The organism is Streptomyces bicolor (genome assembly GCF_000719285.1).
Taxonomy (GTDB): Bacteria; Actinomycetota; Actinomycetes; order Streptomycetales; family Streptomycetaceae; genus Streptomyces; species Streptomyces bicolor.
Genome location: NZ_JOFS01000003.1, coordinates 55,025 through 76,556, shown reverse-complemented (window position 1 = coordinate 76,556; position 21,532 = coordinate 55,025). Strand labels below are relative to the sequence as shown.

General features: G+C 70.3%; 18 protein-coding genes. 6 read left to right on the top strand and 12 right to left on the bottom strand.

Annotation, left to right across the window (positions count from 1 at the left end):
• The 3 genes from zwf to pgl are packed head-to-tail and all read left to right on the top strand — an operon-like array spanning window position 1 to window position 3,499.
• Window positions 1–1,539, top strand: coding sequence for a glucose-6-phosphate dehydrogenase (zwf, locus tag IF78_RS0104240; RefSeq protein WP_031477404.1), 1,539 nt, complete (start codon window positions 1–3; stop codon window positions 1,537–1,539).
• Complete coding sequence (gene opcA, locus IF78_RS0104235; protein ID WP_031477405.1) at window positions 1,536–2,720, top strand: glucose-6-phosphate dehydrogenase assembly protein OpcA; 1,185 nt, start codon at window positions 1,536–1,538, stop codon at window positions 2,718–2,720. Before zwf ends, opcA begins: the two co-directional genes overlap by 4 nt.
• Window positions 2,717–3,499: a 6-phosphogluconolactonase gene (gene pgl, locus IF78_RS0104230; protein ID WP_031477406.1), complete on the top strand. Its 783-nt coding sequence runs from the start codon at window positions 2,717–2,719 to the stop codon at window positions 3,497–3,499. The genes opcA and pgl overlap by 4 nt, the downstream gene beginning before the upstream one ends.
• A gap of 52 nt (window positions 3,500–3,551) precedes the next feature.
• On the opposite strand, the gene IF78_RS0104225 is transcribed toward pgl, so the two are convergent.
• The 5 genes from IF78_RS0104225 to IF78_RS0104205 all read right to left on the bottom strand — a co-directional run bounded on the left by IF78_RS0104225 (window position 3,552) and on the right by IF78_RS0104205 (window position 10,205).
• Window positions 3,552–4,391, bottom strand: coding sequence for a carbohydrate ABC transporter permease (locus tag IF78_RS0104225; protein WP_031477407.1), 840 nt, complete (start codon window positions 4,389–4,391; stop codon window positions 3,552–3,554).
• Window positions 4,388–5,752, bottom strand: a complete 1,365-nt coding sequence (locus IF78_RS0104220; RefSeq protein WP_031477408.1) for an ABC transporter permease — start codon at window positions 5,750–5,752, stop codon at window positions 4,388–4,390. Before IF78_RS0104220 ends, IF78_RS0104225 begins: the two co-directional genes overlap by 4 nt.
• A 6-nt stretch (window positions 5,753–5,758) precedes the next feature.
• On the bottom strand, window positions 5,759–7,090 hold the full coding sequence (locus IF78_RS0104215; protein ID WP_031477409.1) for an ABC transporter substrate-binding protein: 1,332 nt from the start codon (window positions 7,088–7,090) through the stop codon (window positions 5,759–5,761).
• 58 nt (window positions 7,091–7,148) lie between these two features.
• On the bottom strand, window positions 7,149–8,792 hold the full coding sequence (locus IF78_RS0104210) for a glycoside hydrolase family 13 protein (protein WP_031477410.1): 1,644 nt from the start codon (window positions 8,790–8,792) through the stop codon (window positions 7,149–7,151).
• Between the two features lie 135 nt (window positions 8,793–8,927).
• On the bottom strand, window positions 8,928–10,205 hold the full coding sequence (locus IF78_RS0104205; RefSeq protein WP_031477411.1) for an ABC transporter substrate-binding protein: 1,278 nt from the start codon (window positions 10,203–10,205) through the stop codon (window positions 8,928–8,930).
• Between the two features lie 124 nt (window positions 10,206–10,329).
• Between IF78_RS0104205 and IF78_RS0104200 the strand changes: the two genes are divergently transcribed.
• The 3 genes from IF78_RS0104200 (at window position 10,330) to IF78_RS0104190 (ending at window position 14,015) form a co-directional block, all read left to right on the top strand.
• Complete coding sequence (locus tag IF78_RS0104200; protein ID WP_031477412.1) at window positions 10,330–10,845, top strand: PadR family transcriptional regulator; 516 nt, start codon at window positions 10,330–10,332, stop codon at window positions 10,843–10,845.
• Window positions 10,842–11,615 carry an ABC transporter ATP-binding protein gene (locus IF78_RS0104195; RefSeq protein WP_425314597.1) on the top strand — a complete coding sequence of 258 codons (774 nt, stop codon included), beginning with the start codon at window positions 10,842–10,844 and terminating at the stop codon, window positions 11,613–11,615. The genes IF78_RS0104200 and IF78_RS0104195 overlap by 4 nt, the downstream gene beginning before the upstream one ends.
• A 69-nt stretch (window positions 11,616–11,684) precedes the next feature.
• Window positions 11,685–14,015, top strand: coding sequence for an ABC transporter permease (locus IF78_RS0104190; protein WP_031477414.1), 2,331 nt, complete (start codon window positions 11,685–11,687; stop codon window positions 14,013–14,015).
• 162 nt (window positions 14,016–14,177) lie between these two features.
• Here the strand turns inward: IF78_RS0104190 and pgi are convergent, their stop codons facing one another.
• From pgi to gap, 7 genes are all read right to left on the bottom strand, one after another.
• Window positions 14,178–15,833, bottom strand: a complete 1,656-nt coding sequence (gene pgi, locus IF78_RS0104185; RefSeq protein ID WP_031477415.1) for a glucose-6-phosphate isomerase — start codon at window positions 15,831–15,833, stop codon at window positions 14,178–14,180.
• Between the two features lie 52 nt (window positions 15,834–15,885).
• The gene (locus tag IF78_RS0104180) at window positions 15,886–17,154 is read right to left on the bottom strand and encodes an MFS transporter (RefSeq protein ID WP_031477416.1); all 1,269 of its coding nucleotides are present in this window, start codon (window positions 17,152–17,154) and stop codon (window positions 15,886–15,888) included.
• Window positions 17,155–17,300: 146 nt separating this feature from the next.
• On the bottom strand, window positions 17,301–17,636 hold the full coding sequence (locus IF78_RS0104175; protein WP_003957010.1) for an RNA polymerase-binding protein RbpA: 336 nt from the start codon (window positions 17,634–17,636) through the stop codon (window positions 17,301–17,303).
• A gap of 201 nt (window positions 17,637–17,837) precedes the next feature.
• Window positions 17,838–18,074, bottom strand: a complete 237-nt coding sequence (gene secG, locus IF78_RS0104170; protein WP_031121198.1) for a preprotein translocase subunit SecG — start codon at window positions 18,072–18,074, stop codon at window positions 17,838–17,840.
• 96 nt (window positions 18,075–18,170) lie between these two features.
• Window positions 18,171–18,947, bottom strand: coding sequence for a triose-phosphate isomerase (gene tpiA, locus IF78_RS0104165; protein WP_031477417.1), 777 nt, complete (start codon window positions 18,945–18,947; stop codon window positions 18,171–18,173).
• Between the two features lie 5 nt (window positions 18,948–18,952).
• Entirely contained in the window at window positions 18,953–20,164 is a 1,212-nt protein-coding gene (locus tag IF78_RS0104160) for a phosphoglycerate kinase (protein WP_031477418.1), read from the bottom strand.
• Window positions 20,165–20,316: 152 nt separating this feature from the next.
• Entirely contained in the window at window positions 20,317–21,324 is a 1,008-nt protein-coding gene (gene gap, locus IF78_RS0104155) for a type I glyceraldehyde-3-phosphate dehydrogenase (protein WP_031477419.1), read from the bottom strand.
• Window positions 21,325–21,532: the final 208 nt, after the last annotated feature.

Below are 21,532 nucleotides of genomic sequence, written 5' to 3'. Positions count from 1 at the left end.
TTGTCACCCTTTACCGTCACTGAAGCGAACCCGCTTCGTGACGCCGCCGACCGACGGCTCCCGCGTATCGCGGGGCCGTCGGGCCTGGTGATCTTCGGCGTTACGGGCGATTTGTCACGTAAAAAGCTGATGCCCGCCGTGTACGACCTCGCCAACCGGGGTCTGCTGCCGCCGGGCTTCTCGCTGGTCGGCTTCGCCCGCCGCGAGTGGGCCCACGAGGACTTCGCGCAGGAGGTCCACGACGCGGTCAAGGCACACGCCCGCACACCCTTCCGCGAGGAGGTCTGGCAGCAGCTCATCCAGGGCATGCGCTTCGTGCAGGGCACCTTCGACGACGACGACGCCTTCGAGCGGCTGCGCGCCACCATCGAGGAGCTGGACAAGGCCCAGGGCACGGGCGGCAACTTCGCCTTCTACCTCTCCGTGCCGCCGCGCTCCTTCCCGGTGGTCATCCAGCAGCTGAAGAAGCACGGCCTCGCCGACCAGACGTCCGGCTCCTGGCGTCGCGCGGTCATCGAGAAGCCGTTCGGCCACGACCTTGCCTCGGCCGAGGAGCTCAACAAGGTCGTCCACGAGGTCTTCGCCCCGGACCAGGTCTTCCGGATCGACCACTACCTGGGCAAGGAGACCGTCCAGAACATCCTGGCGCTGCGCTTCGCCAACACGATGTTCGAGCCGATCTGGAACCGGTCCTTCGTGGACCACGTGCAGATCACCATGGCCGAGGACATCGGCATCGGCGGCCGGGCCGGCTACTACGACGGCATCGGCGCCGCCCGTGACGTCATCCAGAACCACCTCCTGCAGCTGATGGCCCTGACGGCCATGGAGGAGCCGGCATCCTTCGACGCGGACGCGCTGGCCGCCGAGAAGACCAAGGTGCTCGGTGCCGTACGGCTGCCGAAGGACCTGGGCCGGGACACCGTGTTCGCGCAGTACTCGGCCGGGTGGCAGGGCGGCGAGAAGGCGGTCGGGTACCTCCAGGAGGAGGGCATCGACCCCAAGTCGAAGACCGACACGTACGCCGCGATCAAGCTGGGCATCGACAACCGCCGCTGGGCGGGCGTCCCCTTCTATCTGCGCACCGGCAAGCGGCTCGGCCGGCGTGTCACGGAGATCGCGGTGGTCTTCCAGCGGGCGCCGCACTCCCCCTTCGACACGACGGCCACCGAGGAGCTCGGCCAGAACGCGATCGTGATCCGCGTCCAGCCGGACGAGGGCGTCACGGTCCGTTTCGGCTCCAAGGTGCCCGGCACCTCGATGGAGATCCGGGACGTGTCGATGGACTTCGCGTACGGCGAGTCCTTCACGGAGTCGAGCCCGGAGGCGTACGAGCGCCTGATCCTGGACGTCCTGCTCGGTGACTCCAACCTCTTCCCGCGCACCGAGGAGGTCGAGCTGTCCTGGAAGATCCTCGACCCGATCGAGGAGTACTGGGACACGCACGGCGCGCCCGCCCAGTACCCGGCCGGTACTTGGGGCCCCGTCGAGGCGGACGACATGCTGGAGCGAGACGGACGGAGCTGGCGCCGGCCATGAAGATAGACCTCACGGACACCACCGCCAGCAAGATCAACAAGGCGCTGGTGCAGGGCCGCCGGGCCATCGGGACGCCGGCCGTCGGCATGGTGCTCACGCTGGTCATCGTGACGGACGAGGAGAACGCGTACGACGCCCTCAAGGCGGCGAACGACGCCTCGCACGAGCACCCCTCGCGCACGCTGGTCGTCATCAAGCGGGTCTCGCGCTCGCCCCGTGACCGTACGCAGTCCCGGCTGGACGCCGAGGTGCGGGTGGGCGCCGACGCGGGCAGCGGTGAGACGGTCGTCCTGCGGCTGTACGGCGAGGTGTCCGACCACGCCCAGTCCGTCGTCCTTCCGCTGCTGCTGCCGGACGCCCCGGTGGTGGTCTGGTGGCCGGTGAACGCGCCGCTCGACCCGGCGAACGACCCGCTGGGCGCGCTGGCCCAGCGCCGGGTGACGGACACGTACGCCTCGGAGCAGCCGGTGCGGGAGCTGTCGGCGCGGGCGGACACCTACACACCCGGCGACACGGATCTCTCCTGGACCAGGATCACGCCGTGGCGCTCGATGCTCGCGGCGGCCCTGGACCAGGTGGTCTGCGAGGTGAAGGCCGTCGAGGTGGAGGGCGAGGAGTTCAACCCGAGCTGTGAGCTGCTGGCGATGTGGCTCGCGGACCGGCTGGACGTGCCCGTGAAGCGGTCGCTGTCGTCGGGCCCCGGTCTGACGGCGGTCCGTATGGACACCGACTGCGGCCCGATAACGCTCGACCGGGCGGACGGCTCCCTGGCGACCCTCTCCATCCAGGGCCAGCCGGACCGTGCGGTGGCGCTGAAGCGGCGGGAGACGGCCGAGCTGATCGCGGAGGAGCTGCGGCGGCTCGACCCGGACGACACCTACGCGTCGGCGCTGCGGTTCGGGGTGGAGCGGCTGAACTCGGTGCCGGCCGCCGCGGTTCGGGGTGCTGAAGCGGCGGAGGCAGCGGAGGCCGCCGTGGCCAAGGCCGTGCAGGCCGTGGCGCTGGCGGAGGCCGCCGTGGCGCGGGCCGAGGATTCTCCGGCCGGCGAAGCCGAACAGGCCGGGGAGGGATCTCCGGCCAAAGGAGAACCGGCCGAAGGAGAACCGGTCGAAGCTCCCGTCGAAGCCGCTGCGCAGGAAACGGCGGCGCCGGAACCGGTGAAGAAGGCGGCGGCGAAGTGAGCACTCCGCAGTTGGTCGTGCACCACGACAAGGAGCTGATGGCGCAGGCCGCGGCGGCCCGGCTGATCACGAAGATCGTGGACGCGCAGGCCTCCCGGGGCTCGGCGTCCGTGGTCCTCACCGGCGGCCGCAACGGCAACGGCCTGCTGGCCGCGCTGGCGGCCGCCCCCGCCCGGGACGCCATCGACTGGGCCCGCCTCGACCTGTGGTGGGGCGACGAGCGTTTCCTGCCCGAGGGCGACCCGGAGCGCAACGTCACGCAGGCGCGCGAGGCCCTGCTGGACGCGGTGCCGCTGGATCCGAAGCGGGTGCACGCCATGCCGGCGTCGGACGGCCCGTTCGGCACGGACGTGGAGGCGGCCGCTGCCGCGTACGCGGAGGAACTGGCGCGTGCGGCGGGCCCCGAGAACCACGGCTCGGTGCCCACCTTCGACGTCCTGATGCTGGGCGTGGGCCCCGACACCCACGTCGCCTCCCTGTTCCCGGAACTCCCCGCCGTACGGGAGACCGAGCGCACGGTCGTCGGCGTCCACGGCGCCCCGAAGCCGCCCCCGACCCGAGTGACCCTCACGCTCCCCGCGATCCGGGCCGCGCGTGAGGTGTGGCTCCTGGCAGCGGGCGAGGACAAGGCGCAGGCCGCGGCGATCGCCCTGTCGGGCGCGGGAGAGATCCAGGCGCCGGCGGCGGGGGCGTACGGCCGTAGGCGGACCCTGTGGCTGCTGGACGCGGCGGCGGCTTCGCAGTTGCCGAGGTCGCTGTATCCACCTGCGTCACCGTGAACGCCTTTCGGGCCCTCGCTTCGATGTGAAGCGAGGGCCCGAATCACGTGCGCTACTTGACCGACCCCGCCATGACCCCCTGCACGAAGTGCCGCTGGAACGCGAAGAACACCACCACCGGCACCACCAGCGACACAAAGGCCCCGGGCGCGAGCACATCGATGTTGCTGCCGAACTGCCGTATCTGTGACTGGAGTTCAACGGTCAGCGGCTGCGAGGCGCTGTCCGCGAAGAGCAGGGCCACCAGCATGTCGTTCCACACCCACAGGAACTGGAAGATGGCGAGCGAGGCGATCGCAGGGCGCCCCACAGGCAGCACCAGCCGCGTGAAGATCCGCCACTCACTGCCGCCGTCCATCCGCGCCGCCTCCAGCATCTCCTTCGGCATCTCGGCGAAGTAGTTCCGCAGCAGGAACACCGCGAACGGCAGCCCGTAAGCCACGTGGAAGAGGACGACCCCGGGAATCGTGCCGAACAGCCCGAGCTGGCCGAAGAGTTTGGCGACCGGCAGCAGTCCGATCTGCACGGGCACCACCAGCAGCGCCACCACCACCAGGAAGATCGCCTCGCGCCCGGGGAAGTCCAGCCACGCGAAGGCGTACCCGGCGAGCGCGGCGATGACCACGACGAGCAGGGTCGCCGGCACCGAGATCAGCACCGTGTTCCAGAAGGCCTGGCTGATCCCGGCGTTCTCCAGCAGGGCCGAGTAGTTGTCGAAGGACAGCTGGCCGGGGCTGGTGAAGACCGTCCACCAACCGCCGTTCGCCGTGTCCTCGGCGGACCGCAGCGAGGAGAGGAACAGCCCGGCCAGCGGTGTCATCCACACCAGCCCGACCACCACCAGAAAAGCCTGGACCAGGCCGTTGCCCAGTCCGCGCCGGACCGCGTTCATCGCTGACTCCCTCGGAAACGACGGACGTTGAAGACCATGGCGGGGATGACCAGCAGCAACAGCAGTACGCCGAGCGCGCTTCCCAGGCCCTGGTTGTTGCCGCCGCCGAACGACACCAGCCACATCTGTGTCGCGAGCACGGTCGCGTCCTCCTGCACCGGGCCGGGCGCGATGATGTAGACGAGGTCGAAGACCTTCATCACGTTGATGACGAGGGTGATGAACACGACCGTCAGGACCGGCGCCAGCAGTGGCACGGTGATCCTGCGGAAGATCTGCCACTCGTTCGCGCCGTCCATCCGCGCCGCCTCCAGCGCGTCCCGGGGGAGGGCCGAGAGACCGGCGCCGATCAGGACCATGGCGAACCCGGTCCAGATCCACAGGTACGCACCGATGATCGCCGGTGTGACGAGCGTGGGCCCGAGCCAGGAGACGCCCTCGTAGGGAGCGGCGAAGTTCGACCCGGGCAGCTTCACCGTGTACGAGCCGTCGTCCAGCCCCTCGAAGCGGAAGGAACCGTCGGCGGCCGTGGTCGTCGAGGCGACCGCCTTCCCGGCTTGCACGGCCTCGACCGTCATCTCCGGCAGCCCGCTCTCCCGCCGGTCGACCTTGCCCTGCTCCCCTCCCCCACCGGGCGTGAAGTCGAGGTACACGACGCCGCGCAGCTCACCGGGGCCGGCCTTCCCTTCCGCCGCGGTGTAGGCCGGACGGGCGTCCCCGGGCAGATCCGCGGGCAGGACGCCTACCAGCCCCAGCGTCACAGACTCCCCCGGGGACACGGTCCCGTTCGTGCGGTACGAGCCGTCCGTGCCCTTCGCCAGCCCCTGCCCGTCACGCGCGCGGGCCGTCGGATACGTCGACGTGCCCTGGAAGGCGTCGTGCACCGAGACGACGGCGGCGTTCAGCACGCCCTTGTCCGGATCCTCGTCGTACGCGAGCCGGAAGATGATGCCGGCGGCGAGGAAGGACACGGCCATCGGCATGAACAGCAGCAGCTTGAACGCGGTCGCCCAGCGGACCTTCTCCACCAGCACGGCCAGGATCAGGCCGAGGCCGGTGAGCAGGGCCGGGGCCACGACGACCCAGATGGTGGTGTTGCGGATGGCCTTGAGGGTGGCCGGGTCGCGGAACATCTCGGCGTAGTTCTCGCCGCCCACGAAACGGGTGCCGGAGGCGTCGAAGAAGCTGCGGCCGACCGAGAACAGCACCGGATACACCACCAGCGCGCCCAACAGGAGCAGCGCCGGGAAGACGAAGAGCAGGGCGATGATCCGCGCGCGCCGCCGCGAGCGCCGGGCACGTTCCCTGCCGGCGCCCACGGCGGCCCCCCGGCTCGCCTCTTTCACGAGTGTGGCGGTCATGTCCGGTCAGCCCTGACCCTGGTACGCCTTGGCCGCCGCGGCCTCCAGCTTCGCCGCGGTGCCCTTCGGGTCCGACGGGTCGCGCAGGAAGTCCTGGAGCAGCTTCCACTCGCCCGCGCCCTTGGTGCCGCCGAAGGCCGCCGGGGCCTGGTCGGACATGTCGAAGCGAACCGAATCGCCCGCCGCCACAAGGGACTTGGCCGTCTCGCGGGTGACGTCGTCGCCGTACGACGCGAGGTCGACGTTCTTGTTCGGGGACAGGAAGCCGCCCGCCTCCGCCCACACCGCCGCGGCCTCCGGTGTCGCCAGGTACTCGAGCAGCGCCATGCCGGCCTTCTGGTTCTTGCCGTCCTTCAGGACGACGGCCGCGTCACCACCGCTGACCACCGGCGCCTTGCCCCCGCCGACCGCCGGGAAGGGGAAGAAGTTCGCGTCCTCCCCGATCGACTTGCCGAACTGGTCCTTCGCGACGCCCGCGACGAAGTCGCCCTCGTAGACCATGCCCGCCTCGGGCTTCGGCCCGAACACCTTCTCCACCGAGCCCGGGAAGTCGGTGTTGAGGGCGCCCTTCTGGCCGCCCGCGATCAGCTGCTTGTCCTTGAACAGCTTGCCGAGCGTGGTGAGCGCCTCGACCACCGAGGCGTCGGTCCACTTCAGCTTGTGCGCGGCGAGGGCGTCGTACTTCTCCGGCCCGGCCTGGGAGAGGTAGACGTTCTCGAACCAGTCGGTCAGCGTCCAGCCGTCCTGCCCGGCGACCGAGAAGGCGGCGAGGCCCGAGTCGGAGACCGTCTGTCCGGCCTTCAGCATGTCGTCGTACGACTTCGGCGGCTCGACGCCGGCCTGGGCGAGGGCGTCGGGGCTGTACCAGACGGTCGACTTGTGGGCGGCCTTGAAGTAGAGGCCGTACAGGGCGCCGTCGACGCTGCCGTAGTTCTTCCAGACGGGTGCGAAGTTGGCGTCGACGGACTTCTGGGCCGCACCGGACAGCGGCTTGAGCCAGCCGCTCTTCGCGAACTGCTGGAGCACGCCGACCTGCGGGACCATCACGACGTCGGGGGCGTTGCCGCCCTCGATCTTGCTGCCGACGACGGTGGAGACGTTGTCCCCGGTGGACACGAACTCGGTCTGGGCGCCGGTCTTCTCGGTGAAGGCGTCCAGCACCTTCTGGAAGTTCTTCTGCTCGGTGCCGGTCCAGACACCGGCCACGGTGACCGTCTGACCGCTGAGCGCCTTGTCACCCCCGCCGGCGGAGACCGGTCCGCCGCCGCAGGCGGTCGCGCCGAGTGCCAGGACGAGGGCGGTGCAGCCGGTGAGCAGGGTGGTACGTCGTCGCATCATCATCGATGTCCCTTCGGAAATGGGGAAACTGACGGGGGTTCAGGGCTTCGGCGGAGGTTCAGGGGGCTACGGACTCGGTCCCGTCGCTCATCCACCAGGCCGCGGTGGAGCCGGGCAGCACGCCGGCCGGGCAGGGGCCGCTCGACAGCAGCGGGGTACCGGAGACCGGCGCCGACGTGGGCGCCGTACCGAAGTTGACGGCGCAGACGAGGCCGTCGCCGCGGACGAAGGCCAGGACGCCGGGCGGGCTTTCCAGCCAGCGCAGCGTGCCCTCGCCCAACTGGGGCAGCGCCTCGCGCAGTTGGAGACCGTCGCGGTACAGGTGCCAGAAGGAGCGGGTGTCGGCGAGGGCGCGGTCGGTGGCGTACTCGGCGAAGTAGTCCGGCTGCGGGAGCCACGGCTTGGCGCTCTCCACGCCGGAGGTGAAGCCGAACGGCGACGCCTGTCCCGACCAGGGCAGCGGCACCCGGCAGCCGTCGCGGATGCGGGCGCGGCTGCCCGTGCGGCGGAAGATCGGGTCGGTGAGCACGTCGTCGGGCAGGTCGACGACCTCGGGCAGGCCCAGTTCCTCGCCCTGGTAGATGTACGCGGCTCCGGGCAGCGCCAGCATCAGCAGCGCGGCGGCGCGGGCGCGGGCGGCGCCGAGGCCGCTGCCCTCGGTGGCGGGTTCGCCGTAGCGGGTGACGGTGCGGACCTGGTCGTGGTTGTTGAGGACCCAGGTGACCGTCGAGCCCGTGCCGGCGATGTCCTGCATGGCCTCGGAGATGACCTTGCGGAAGGCGTCGGCCTCCCAGGGGGCGCTGAGCAGGTCGAAGAAGAAGGCCTGGTGGAGTTCGTCGGAGCGGACGTAGAGGGCGTGCTCGCGGGCGGTCGGGACGGACACCTCGCCGACGAGGAGCCGCTCGCGGCCGTCGCGGGCGGTGTACTCCTCGCATATGGAACGCCAGCCGCGCCACACCGCGTGCACCTCGGGCTGGTTCCAGGCGAGCGGGTTGACCGAGTCGCGGGTGCGGGCGTCGGCCTCCGGGTCGTCGGAGTCGGGCAGCTCCGGGTGCTTGTACAGACCGGCGGCGACGTCGATGCGGAAGCCGTCGACGCCTCGGTCCAGCCAGAAGCGCAGGACCCGGTCGAACTCGGCGCCGACCTCCGGGTTGCGCCAGTTCCAGTCGGGCTGCTCGGGAGTGAACATGTGCAAGTACCACTGACCGGGCTGCCCGTCCGCCTCGGTCACCCGGCTCCACGCCGGGCCACCGAACATCGCGTGCCAGTTGTTGGGCGGCTCGGACCCGTCGGCGCCACGGCCGTCGGCGAAGTGGAAGCGGGCGCGGGCGGCGCTGCCGGGTTCGGCGGCCAGCGCCTCCTCGAACCACGGGTGCTCGCTGGAGCAGTGGTTCGGGACGATGTCGAGCAGCACCTTGATCCCGAGCCGCCGGGCCGCCGCGACGAGCAGATCGAACTCGGCGAGGTCGCCGAAGAGCGGGTCGACGTCGCAGTAGTCGGCGACGTCGTAGCCGTGGTCGTGCTGCGGCGAGGGGTAGAAGGGGCTCAGCCAGATGCCGTCGACGCCGAGCTTCTTCAGATACGGCAGTCCGGCGCGGACCCCGGCCAGATCGCCGATGCCGTCACCGGTGCTGTCCAGGAAGCTGCGGACATACACCTGGTAGATCACCGCGTCGCGCCACCAGTGGTACTTACTCAACATGCATGCATGTTAGGTAGGTGTGTCGCGGGAGTGTCAATGAAAAGAACAGGAGTTACTGCCCAGTCGGCCAGCCAAATATGGACTTACTGGGACAACCGCACGACAGATGAGACGTCGCCGTTACTTAACAAGTAACTAGCGGCTGGAGATGGCCGCCAGTTCCCGCGCCAGCCGTCGCACGGCCGCCTCGGGCGTCTCACGGCCGGTCATCGCGTCGTGCACGACCGCCTGCACCACCAGGCTCACCTGGTCGTAGCGCGGGCTCTTGGGGCGCGGGGCGGCCGTCAGCACGCTCTCGCGCAGGGTCGGCAGATACGGGAACTCGCGCACGAGCTCGGGATCTTCGTACAGGTCGGCCCGCACGGGCGGCAGCGCCCCGCGCGTGAAGACCTGGCGCTGCACCCGCTCGCTGGTCAGGTAGGCGATCAGGCGGGCGGCCGAGTCGGGGTGCCGGGCGTGGGTGCTGACGGCGAGATTGGAGCCGCCCAGCACACTCGTCCCGGGCCCGTCCGGACCCGGCAGCGGTACGGCGCCGATCTTCCCGGCGACCGGTGAGCCCTCGGCCGAGGCGCCGACATAGGCGTACGGCCAGTTGCGGAGGAAGAGCAGGCGGCCGTCCTGGAAGGCCTGCTTGGACTCCTCCTCCTTGTAGGTGAGCGCCCGCTTGGGGATCCAGCCCTCACGCACGCCACGGGAGAGGAATTCGATGCCTTCGCGGGCCGCCGTGGAGTTGACGGTGACGCGCTCGCCCTCGTCGCCGAGGATCGAGCCGCCCGCCGAGTAGACGGCCTCGGCGGCGTTGACGGTGAGGCCCTCGTAGGGCAGGAACTGACCGGCGTAGCCGTCGAGACCGTGCTCGGGAGCCAGGGTCTTCGCCTGTTTCTCCAGCTCGGCCCAGGTGCGCGGGGGGTCGACGCCCTCCTTCGCGAGGATGTCCGCGCGATAGAGGAGCAAGCCGGCGTTGGTGACGTACGGGACCGCGTAGAGCCGCCCGTCGTAGGTCGCCGTGTCCACGACCGGCGGCAGGAAGGTGCCGAGCGGGAAGCGGTCGCGGGGAAGCGGGCGGATCCAGCCGTGCGCCGCGAACTCCGAGGTCCAGCTGACGTCGATGTTGAGCATGTCGAAGCGGCCGCCACCGTCGTCGCCGTCGCGCAGGTCGGTGATCATCTGCGCGCGCGTCTCGTCGGCGGAGTCCGGCAGCTCGACGAGGGTGACCTTCTCGTCGGGGTGGGTGCGGTTCCAGCCCTCCAGGACGGAGCCGAGGTAGCCGGTGAGGTCCCCCGCGGTGGCGAGGGTCAGCGGCCCTCGGCCGCTGCCGGCGCCCTCGTCGGCGTTGACGCCGGAGGTGATGTAGCCGGTCATGACCACGACCAGAACGAGGAGGCCCCTACCGGCGGCGTGGATCCACCGCATAGGTTCCTCCTTGCACACCGGCATCGGGCATCTTCACCCTTTGTCAGGGGCCATGTATACCTGTTAGGTATGCGCGATACTAGGCCTCGCGGCACATTACCCAGATGCGAGGAGGAGAGCACGAGTGCGGCTGCCCCTCCTGGCCCTGCTCGCACGCGGACCGGCCCACGGGTACGAGCTCAAGCAGGACCTTGAGCAGACGCTGGGCTCCGCGTACCCTCAGCCGAATGTCGGCCAGATCTATGTGACCCTCGGCCGCCTCGAGAAGCAGGGACTGATCGAGGGCGAGGACGTCGAGCAGTCCAGCCGGCCCAACAAAAAGGTCTACCACCTCACCGACGCCGGGCGTGAGGCGCTGCGCGCCTGGTTCGAGGAGCCCGAGGACGAGCCGCGGGTCCGGGACGAGTTCTTCATGAAGCTGGCCCTCGCCCCGCAGACCGGTCTCGCCGAACAGATCGCCCTCATCAACCGACAGCGGCGCCAGTACCTGAACACCATGCGTCAACTGTCGAAACTGGCCGCCGCCGAGGACCGGGACAACCGCATCGCCCAGCTGCTGATAGAGGGCGCGATGCTGCATCTGCAGGCCGACCTGGACTGGCTGGAGCGGTGCCAGGAAGAGCTGGAGGAGTTGGAGTGAACGACGATTCCACTCCTGTGCCGGGCGCCGGGAGTCCGGTGCTGCGCGCCGAGGGCCTGGTCAAGACGCATTACGGCGAGGGCGCTCCGGCGCATGCCGTGCGGGGAGTCGATCTCTCCGTACGGCAGGGCGAGTTCGTGGCCGTCACCGGCCCCTCCGGTGCCGGCAAGTCGACCTTGCTGCATCTGCTGGGCGGGCTGCAGCGGCCCGACAGCGGCAGCATCTGGCTGGACGGCGAGTGCGCGGACGCGTGGCGCGAGGCCCGCTGGGCGGTGGAGCGCAGGAAGCGCATCGGGATCGTCTTCCAGTTCTTCAACCTGGTCTCCGACCTCTCCGTCGCCGACAACGTCGAGCTCCCCGCGCTGCTGGCCGGCGTCCCGCCGAAGCGGGCGCGCGCCGAGCGGGCGGAGCTGCTGGCCGAGCTGGGGCTCGCGGGCAAGGAGCGGAGCATGCCGGGCGAACTGTCCGGCGGCGAGCAGCAGCGCGTCGCGCTGGCCCGGGCCCTGGTCAACCGTCCCCCGCTGCTGCTGGCCGACGAGCCCGCGGGCAGCCTGGACAGCAAGGGCACCCGCGAGGTGATGCGGCTGCTGTCCCGCTTCCACCAGCGCGGCCAGACGATCGTGCTGGTCACCCATGACGCCCGGCTGGCGAGCGCCGCGGACCGGGTGATCAGCTTCTTCGACGGCCGGATCGCCGACGACGCCGAACTGGACGGCGGCACCCCGCCGCGCCGGGCCGGGATATCGGGCGTACTGGAGCTCAAGGACTGACATGCGGGACTACGACGCTCCCCATCCCCTCCGCAGGCCTCCTGGTCGCGAGCGGCGAGGCTGACGCCCATGCGAGCCACCCTGCGCTGGGCGCACTCCGATCTTCGTACACACCGTGGCGAGGCGCTGTTCCTCGTGCTGGCCACCGCCGGGATCGTGGTCTCACTGCTGCTGGCCACGGCGCTCTTCGGCTACGCCACCAACCCGTGGCAGCGTGTCTTCACCCAGGCGCACGGCGCGCACGTCTGGCTGCACACCGGCACCTCGGCGGACACCGGGAAACTGTCCGGCCTCGACGGCGTCGAGTCCGTCGCCGGCCCCTACCCCACCGCCTCCACCACCCTGGCCTCCTCCCGCGGCACCCGCGCCTCCGTCGAACTGCGCGGGACCTCCGAGCGCCCCACCGTCGGCCGCCCACTGCTCACCTCCGGCAGCTGGCTGGACCCCGCGAAGCCCGACGGCGTCGTCCTGGAGACCCGGCTGGCGCGCGCCCTGCTGGCCGCACCCGGCGACACCCTCACGCTGCCCGGCACGGACACGGGCACCGGCACCGGCACCGGCACCGGCACCCGGACCCTGACCGTCCTCGGCATCGCCGACAGCGCCGAGCCGCGCTACCGGGCGGGTGAACAGCCGGGGCTCGTCTGGGCGCCGCCGTCAGCCGTGCGCGACCCGGGCGGCCAGGTGGACGGCCAGGTGATCGGGCTGCGCCTGACGGACTCCGAGGACACCGACTACGCCGTGCAGCGCGCCGTGACCGTACTGGGCGCCGGCGCGGTCAGCGAGGTCTCCACCTGGAAGCAGGCCCGCTCCGAGGCGCAGGGCGACAACCGGCTGCTCGGGCAGGTGCTGGGACTGTTCGGGCTGGGCGCGCTGGTCGCCGCCGGGCTCGCCGTGCACGGTGCGATCGGCACCCGGATCCGCGGCCATCTGCGGGACATCTCGGTACTGAAGGCGATCGGCTTCACCCCGGGCCAGGTGGTCCGTGTCTTCCTGCTCCAGCACCTCGCCTACGCGCTCCTGGGCGCCGTGGCCGCGGCGTCCCTCATCCAGGCGCTCGGCAGCCGTATCCCCGGTCGGCTCGGGGACGCGGTCGGGGTGTGGCAGGGGCTGCCCGGGCACACCGTGGCGCTGTTCGCGGTGCCGGTGGGTGCCGTGCTGTTCATCGGCGCGACCACGGGGCTCGCGGCATGGCGCGCGGGGCGGGTGCCACCGGTTCCGGTGCCACGGCCCGCGGCTCCGCTCGGCGGGCGGCTCTCCGGTGCGGCCCGGCAGGCGCTCGGGCTGCGGCTGCCGCCCGCGCTGGTACTGGGCTGGCACCGGGCCTTCACGCGCCGCCTGCGCTCGCTGGCCACCGTCGCCCGGCTCGCCCTGCCCCTGCTGCTGATCGTGGTGGCGATGAGCGCGTGGACCACCATCGAGCGCTTCGACAGCAGGCCCGACCAGATCGGCCTGCCGACCGCCCTCACCGCCCGCGCCGACTCCGGCCTGCCCGACCCGGACGCCCGCGCGCTGCTGGAACGCGATCCGCAGGTCGCCGCCGCCTACCCGGGCGTCGAGGTGGCCGCCCTGGTCCCGGGCCAGACGGCCACCATCGCCCTGCGCGGCCTCGGCACCCACCAGGACCCCTACCCGTACGCCCTGGTCGAGGGCCGCCCCCCGCAGGGCCGTGACGAGGCGGTGGCCGGGCAGGGACTGCTCGACCTGCTGGACGTGGAGGTCGGCGACTGGGTCCGCATGACCGTCGGCGACCAGCCGCAGATCCTGCACATCGTCGGCCGCGGCATCGAGCCGGAGAACGCCGGCCGGGTCATCTCCACCTCCCTGGACACCCTTCGCGAGAACGACCCCGACCTCGGCCCCACGCTCTACGAGCTGCGGCTCCACCCGGGCGCGGATCCGCAGCGGGTCGCCGACCGCCTCACCACCGCCGGGCACGGACGCCTTGACGTACACACCGTCCCGAACCCCGCCGACGGCCTCTCCCCCCTGCGCGGCGTGGTCGTGGGCCTCATCGCCGTCCTGGCCCTCATCGGGCTCATCGAACTGCTGACCGCGATCGGCGGCACCGTCCGCGAGGGCGAGCGCGACCTGCTGGCGCTCAAGGCCATCGGCCTGTCCCCGCGGCAGATCACCGCGATCACCGTCACGTCCACCGCCTGCACCGCCCTCGTCGCGGTCGTCATCGGCACGGCCCTGGGCACGCCCCTCGCTCACTGGCTGATCGACGAACAGGGCAGATCGAGCGGCATCGGCGCCGGGATCGCCCAGGGCCCGTCCGCCGCGCTCCTGCTGCTGTTCGGCGCGGCCGCGGTCACGGGAGCGGCCGCGCTCGCCGCCGTCCCCGCCTCCCGCGCGGCACGCCGCCGCCTCGCGGACACGCTGAGCGCGGTCGCCTGAGGTTGGCTGCAGCGGCGCAGCCGCTGCAGCCAAGGGGCGCGGGGCTGTATCCCTATGCGGCTCCGCCGCGTGGGCGCGAGCAACCACGCACACCCCCGCAGCCGCCATCAAACAGAAGGCACCGAGGTCATAGGCGCCCCGCCCGACCCCCGGAGGGACCCGTCACTGCCGGCCGCGCAGCTCCCGGTACTTGGCGACGAGCGCCTTCGTCGACGCGTCCAGCCCCGGCACGTCCGCCCCCTCGGTCAGCGCGGGCTCGACCCGTTTGGCGAGGACCTTGCCCAGCTCCACGCCCCACTGGTCGAAGGAGTCGATGTTCCACACCGCGCCCTGCACGAACACCTTGTGCTCGTACAGCGCGATCAGCTGGCCGAGCACCGACGGGGTCAGCTCGCGCGCGAGGATCGTCGTCGTCGGGTGGTCGCCCTTGAACGTCTTGTGGGTCACCAGCTCCTCCGGCACCCCCTCGGCGCGCACCTCCTCCGGCGTCTTGCCGAACGCCAGAGCCTGCGTCTGCGCGAAGAAGTTCGCCATCAACAGGTCGTGCTGCGCCTTGAGTTCGTCGCTCATTTCGGCGACCGGCTCGGCGAAGCCGATGAAGTCCGCCGGGATCAGCTTGGTGCCCTGGTGGATCAGCTGGTAGTAAGCGTGCTGCCCGTTGGTGCCCGGCGTGCCCCACACGATCGGCCCGGTCTGCCAGTCGACCTCCCGCCCGTCCCGGCCGACGTACTTGCCGTTGGACTCCATGTCCAGCTGCTGCAGATACGCCGTGAACTTGGACAGGTAGTGGCTGTACGGCAGCACCGCGTGCGACTGGGCGTCGTGGAAGTTGCCGTACCAGATGCCCAACAGGCCCAGCAGCAAAGGCACGTTGGTCTCAGCGGGCGCGGTGCGGAAGTGCTCGTCGACGATCCTGAAGCCGTCGAGCATCTCCCGGAAGCGGTCCGGGCCGATGGCGATCATGAGCGAGAGCCCGATCGCCGAGTCGTACGAGTACCGCCCGCCGACCCAGTCCCAGAACTCGAACATGTTGGCCGTGTCGATACCGAAGTCGGCGACCTTCTCGGCGTTCGTCGACAGGGCGACGAAGTGCTTGGCGACGGCCTCCGGACCCGCCTTCAGCTCGCCCAGCAGCCAGTTGCGCGCCGAGGTCGCGTTGCTGATCGTCTCGATCGTGGTGAACGTCTTGGAGGCGATGATGAACAGCGTCTCCGCGGGATCCAGGTCGCGCGTGGCCTCGTGCAGGTCGGCGCCGTCGACGTTCGACACGAAGCGAACCGTCAGGTCGCGGTCGGTGTAGCTACGCAGCACCTCGTACGCCATCGCCGGGCCGAGGTCGGAACCGCCGATGCCGACATTGACGACGTTTCTGATGCGCTTGCCGGTGTGGCCGGTCCAGGCGCCGGAGCGGACCCGCTCGGCGAAGTCGGCCATCTTGTCGAGGACGGCGTGCACATCGGGGACGACGTTCTCCCCGTCGACCTCGATCACCGCGTCACGCGGGGCGCGCAGCGCCGTGTGCAGCACGGCGCGGTTCTCGGTGGTGTTGATCTTCTCGCCGCGGAACATGGCGTCCCGCAACCCGAACACGTCCGTCGCGGCGGCCAGCTCGCGCAGCAGCCGCAGTGTCTCGTCGGTGACCAGGTGCTTGGAGTAGTCGATGTGCAGGTCGCCGACCTGCAGTGTGTACCCCGCACCGCGGCCCGGGTCGGCGGCGAACAGCTCCCGCAGCCGCACCTCGCCCAGCTCCTCGCGGTGCTTGGCCAGCGCGGTCCACTCGGGCGTCCGGTTGAGCCTGGTACGGCCGTCTGCGTTCATGTCCGACTTCAGCCTTCTTTCGTGCCTGTCCCAGCTGTTCCAACCTAATTGATCAGCGCACCGCGTGACCCGTCGTGGCGTCGTCGTCCGGCGCAACAACAGGTACGTCCGCCTTGCGCGCCGGTATCAACGAGGTGACGGCGAGCGCGAAGAGCACCCCGGCCAGCAAGGCGGGCCAGTTGAGCCCGAACGCCCCCGCCACGGCGCCGCCGAGCAGGGCACCTATCGGGGCGCCGGACGTCGAGGCGGTGCGGAAGGCCGAGGCGATACGGCCCACCATGGACTCGGGGCTGCGCTGCTGCATGAGCGTGACCTGGTTGACGTTCCACACCATGCCCATGGCGCCGAGCAGTGCCATGGCCACCAGGAGGGCCGCCAGGTGGCGGACGGTCCCCGTGAGCAGCAGCGAGGACGTCTGGACGGCCCCGGCCAGCAGCAATGCCCGCACCCGCCCGATCCTGTGCGCGATGCGCCGGGCCACGAAACCGCCGGCCAGGCCGCCGGCCGCGTATGCGGTCATGGCCGCCGCGTACGCCGCGTGGCCCCCGTCCAGCCAGCGCGTCACATGCAGCACCAGCGTGGCGATCAGGGCACCCATACCGATGTTGCACAGCAGCGTGGCCACGCAGACCGCCCGCAGCGCCCGGTCGCGCCAGAGGGTGCGCAGTCCGTCGCCGATCTCGGCCCGCAGTGTGCTGCCTTGCGCGCGCCGCGCCCGCTCGGGCGGCCGCACCCGCAGGGACGCCACCAGGGCGGCGGCCAGCAGATAGGTGCCCGCGTCGGCCGCGAACGGCATGGCGGCCCCGGCCGTGAGCAGCAGCGGCACGAACGGGCCCGCCAGCAGGCCGCCCGCGAGCTGCTGGCCCGTCATCAGCCGGGCGTTGGCACTGCCCAGTGCCGCTCGGTCGACGAGGGACGGCAGCAGGGCCGTGGACGCGTTGTCGAACAGCGTCTGGAGCGTCGTCAACGTGAAGGCGAGCACCAGCAGCAGCGGGATCGACGCGTGGCCGAGTCCGACGGCGAGCGCGAATACGGCGACGAGGAGGCCTCGTACGAGATCGACCGCCCACATCGCGCGCCGCTGGTCCACCCGGTCCGCCACGGCGCCGCCGAGCAGCCCGAACAGCAGCCAGGGAACATAGCCGCAGGCGGTGACCGAGGCGATGATCAGGGGATCGCCCGTGAGCTGCACGGCGAGCAGCGGCAGCGCGGTCGTACGCAGTGCGTCTCCGAACCGCGAGACCACGGCGGCGGTCCACAACCGCCCGAATCCCCCGCGCCACGCGGGCACACGCAGTCCCGCCGCCTCAGCCGTCGCCACAACTCCCCCTTACGGTCCACCGATGCAGAAGATCGATACACAAACCGTAGAGGGCACCACTGACAATCGGTCCGCGAGCGGTTCCGTGCCGGTGCGTCAAACAGGCCCGGCCAGGCACCCGCAGGCGCCCGGCCGGTCCTCAACTCCTAGATCTCGCCCCGAAGTTTGGCGAGTGCCTCGGCGAGGATCGCCTCGCCGTCGGCGTCGCTGCGCCGTTCCCGTACATACGCCAGGTGCGTCTTGTAGGGCTCGGTGCGCGGCGGGTCCGGCGGGTTGTCCCGGTCCTGCCCGGCGGGAAAGCCGCAGCGCGGGCAGTCCCAGGTGTCGGGTACCTGCGCGTCGCTGGCGAAGCTCGGCTGCGTCTCGTGCCCGTTGGAGCACCAGAAGGAGATGCGCAGCCGCGGCGCGGACTCGCCGCGCTCGGCCTCGCCCATCGGCCCCGCCCCGACCCGGCTTCCTCGGATCGCGTTGCCACTTGCCACGGTTGTAACTCCCTGCGTGATGGTGCCGCGAAGCGAGTCGGCGTTTCGCTTCGCTGCGAGCGCCTCAGTCTACGTAAGGCCCAACGCGCGTCCAGTGATTGGAGTTACAGAGCCCTCACACCTAGACGCAAGCCCCATGATAGGCCGCGCTCAGCTGCGCGTACCGAACATGGGGCCTTACGTACCGATTGTGCGTGCCGGTCAGTTGTTCACCTTCATCAGGATGCCGAGCACGACAATGCACGCGAACCACAGCAGACCGACCACGACGGTGATCCGGTCGAGGTTGCGCTCGGCGACCGAGGAGCCGCCGACGGACGACTGCATGCCGCCACCGAACATGTCGGAGAGGCCGCCGCCCTTCCCCTTGTGCATCAGCACCAGCAGCATCAGCAGCAGGCTGAAGACGATCAGGGCGATGGAGAACCCCAGAACCACGGCTGGACCAACTTCCTCGGATTCGGATAACGACGGGGGGCTAGTAGACGCCTACTAGCCCCCGCAAGGGTACGACGTATCGCCGCTACCGCATACTCACTGGTCGCGGAACCGCACGATCTTGACGAACTCGTCGGCGTCCAGCGAAGCACCGCCGACCAGGGCGCCGTCGATGTCGGCCTGCGCCATGATCTCGGCGACGTTGCCCGACTTCACGGAGCCGCCGTACTGGATACGGACCTTGTCGGCCACGTCCTGCGAGTACAGCTCGGCGAGCTTGCCGCGGATGGCCGCGCAGACCGCCTGGGCGTCCTCGGCGCCGCAGACCTTGCCGGTGCCGATGGCCCAGACGGGCTCGTAGGCGATCACGATGGTCTCGGCCTGCTCGGCCGGGAGGTCCTTCAGACCGCCCTCGACCTGGGCGAGCGTGTGCGGGACGGCGTTGCCTGCCTCGCGGACCTCCAGTTCCTCGCCGACGCACATGATCGGCGTGAGGCCGTGCTTGTAGGCGGCCTTGACCTTTGCGTTGACGATCTCGTCGGTCTCGGCGTGGTACTGGCGGCGCTCGGAGTGGCCGATCGCCACGTACGTGCACTTCAGCTTGGCCAGCATCGGGCCGGAGATCTCGCCGGTGTAGGCGCCGGAGTCCTGGGCCGAGATGTCCTGGGCGCCGTACTTGATCTTCAGCTTGTCGCCGTCGACCAGGGTCTGCACGGAGCGCAGGTCGGTGAAGGGCGGCAGGACGGCGACCTCGACGGCCTCGTAGTCCTTGTCGGCCAGGGCGAAGGCGAGCTTCTGGACGTGGGCGATGGCCTCGAGGTGGTTGAGGTTCATCTTCCAGTTGCCCGCCATCAGCGGCGTGCGCGTGCTCATCTAGGTCAGTCCTCCAGTGCGGCGAGGCCGGGGAGCGTCTTGCCCTCGAGGTATTCGAGGGAGGCGCCGCCACCGGTCGAGATGTGGCCGAATGCCGACTCGTCGAAGCCCAGGGTGCGGACGGCCGCGGCGGAGTCGCCACCGCCGACCACGGTGAAGCCCTTGGATTCGACGAGGGCCTGGGCGACCGCCTTGGTGCCCTCGGCGTAGTCGGGGTGCTCGAAGACGCCCATGGGGCCGTTCCAGAAGACGGTGCCGGCGTCGGCGAGCTTCGAGGCGTACAGCTTGCGGGTCTCCGGACCGATGTCCAGGCCCTCCTGGTCGGCCGGGATGGCGTCCGCGGCGACGGTCGTGGGGTTGGCCGGTGCCTTGGTCTTCAGGTCCGGGAACTCGGTGGAGACCAGGACGTCGACCGGCAGGACGAGCTCGACGCCATTCTTCTCGGCGCGCTCCATGTACTCGATGACGGTCGGGATCTGGTCCTCCTGCAGGAGGGAGATGCCGACCTCGTAGCCCTTGGCCTTGAGGAAGGTGTACGCCATGCCGCCGCCGATGAGCAGGCGGTCGGCCTTGCCGAGCAGCTGGTCGATGACGGCGAGCTTGTCGGAGACCTTGGCGCCGCCGAGCGCGACGACGTACGGCCGCTTGACGTCCTCGGTGAGCTTCTTGAGGACGCCGACCTCGTTCGCGATGAGGTAACCGGCGTAGTGCGGCAGGCGGGCCGGGAGGTCGTACACCGAGGCGTGCCCGCGGTGCACGGCGCCGAAGCCGTCACCGACGTAGACGTCGGCGAGGGCGGCCAGCTGGTCGGCGAAGGCGGCGCGCTCGGCGTCGTCCTTGCTCGTCTCGCCGGCGTTGAAGCGGAGGTTCTCGACGACCGCGACCTGGCCGTCGGTCAGGGCCGCCACCGTGGCCTGGGCGGACTCGCCGACCGTGTCCGTGGCGAACTTGGCCTCCGCGCCGAGCAGTTCACCGAGGCGTGCGGCGGCGGGAGCGAGGGAGAAGGCCGGGTCCGGGGCGCCCTTGGGGCGGCCCAGGTGCGAGGCGACGACCACGCGGGCGCCCGCCTCGGCCAGCGCCTTGACGGTGGGCAGCACGGCGCGGATACGGCCGTCGTCGGTGATCGTGGTGCCGTCCAGCGGCACGTTCAGGTCGGCGCGGACGAAGACCCGCTTGCCTGCGACGCCTTCGGAGAGAAGTTCGTCGATCGTCTTCATGAAGGGGACTCCTGAGGAGGGCTCGTGATCGCTCTTGATCGCTCGAAAGCGCTCGTGATCCAACAGGTCTGTTCTGCACGCGCGTCAGGGCTCGGGCGACGCGTCCCTGCGTCGCCCGAGCCCTGACTCACATCATGTGCTTGCTCTGGATATCAGAGCTGGTTGCCGACGAAGACCGTGAGGTCGACGAGGCGGTTGGAGTAGCCCCACTCGTTGTCGTACCAGCCGATGACCTTCACGTTCTTGCCCTCCTGGACCATGGTCAGGGAGGAGTCGAAGGTGCAGGACGCCGGGGCGTTGACGATGTCGGAGGAGACGATCGGGTCCTCGGTGTACTCGAGGATGCCCTTGAGCTCGCCCTCGGCGGCCTTCTGGAAGGCGGCGTTGATCTCTTCCTTGGTGACCTCGCGGCCGAGTTCAAGGACGAGGTCGGTGACCGAGCCGGTCGGGACCGGGACGCGCATCGCGATGCCGTCCAGCTTGCCCTTGAGCTGCGGGAGGACCAGCGCGGTGGCCTTGGCGGCACCCGTGGTGGTCGGGATGATGTTCTCCGCGGCGGCACGCGCGCGACGCAGGTCCTTGTGCGGGAAGTCCAGGATGCGCTGGTCGTTGGTGTACGCGTGCACCGTCGTCATCAGACCCTTGACGATGCCGAAGTTCTCGTCGAGGACCTTCGCCATCGGCGCCACACAGTTGGTGGTGCAGGAGGCGTTGGAGATGACGTGGTGGTTCGCCGGGTCGTACTTCTCGTTGTTGACGCCCATCACGATGGTGATGTCCTCGCCGGAGGCCGGAGCCGAGATGAGGACCTTCTTGGCGCCGCCGGCGATGTGCTTCTCGGCGTCGGCCTTCTTGGTGAAGATGCCGGTCGACTCGATGACGATGTCGACGCCCAGCTCGCCCCACGGGATGTCGGCGGGGTTGCGCTCGGACAGGACCTTGATGGTGTGGCCGTCGACGGTGATCGTGTCGGCGGTGTGGGTGACCTCCTGCTTGAGGCGGCCCAGAATCGTGTCGTACTTCAGCAGGTGAGCGGTGGTCGCAGTGTCACCCAGGTCGTTGACAGCCACGATCTCGATGTCAGCACCCTGCTCCAGCAGCGCGCGGAAGTAGTTGCGACCGATACGACCGAAGCCGTTGATGCCTACGCGGATCGTCACGAACCGATCTCCTCGTTGGTACGCCGGCCATGCGGTGCCGGCGAGCTCTATTTGGGATGTCCCCGACCGCCTACGACCCTACCTCTCTGAGGCCGCCGTGGTGACATCCAGATGTCCCATACACGGCACGGCGGTCCGTACCCGCCAGTAGGGGTACGGACCGCCCTGGTTTGAAGCCCGGATCACTCGTTTCGGTCACGGTGCGTCG

Coding starts and splice junctions, on each gene's coding strand:
- opcA (WP_031477405.1), top strand. CDS start 1,536: ATGAAGATAGACCTCACGGACACCACCGCCAGCAAGATCAACAAGGCG.
- IF78_RS0104225 (WP_031477407.1), bottom strand. CDS start 4,391: ATGAACGCGGTCCGGCGCGGACTGGGCAACGGCCTGGTCCAGGCTTTT.
- IF78_RS0104220 (WP_031477408.1), bottom strand. CDS start 5,752: ATGACCGCCACACTCGTGAAAGAGGCGAGCCGGGGGGCCGCCGTGGGC.
- IF78_RS0104215 (WP_031477409.1), bottom strand. CDS start 7,090: ATGATGCGACGACGTACCACCCTGCTCACCGGCTGCACCGCCCTCGTC.
- IF78_RS0104210 (WP_031477410.1), bottom strand. CDS start 8,792: ATGTTGAGTAAGTACCACTGGTGGCGCGACGCGGTGATCTACCAGGTG.
- IF78_RS0104205 (WP_031477411.1), bottom strand. CDS start 10,205: ATGCGGTGGATCCACGCCGCCGGTAGGGGCCTCCTCGTTCTGGTCGTG.
- IF78_RS0104190 (WP_031477414.1), top strand. CDS start 11,685: ATGCGAGCCACCCTGCGCTGGGCGCACTCCGATCTTCGTACACACCGT.
- pgi (WP_031477415.1), bottom strand. CDS start 15,833: ATGAACGCAGACGGCCGTACCAGGCTCAACCGGACGCCCGAGTGGACC.
- tpiA (WP_031477417.1), bottom strand. CDS start 18,947: ATGAGCACGCGCACGCCGCTGATGGCGGGCAACTGGAAGATGAACCTC.
- IF78_RS0104160 (WP_031477418.1), bottom strand. CDS start 20,164: ATGAAGACGATCGACGAACTTCTCTCCGAAGGCGTCGCAGGCAAGCGG.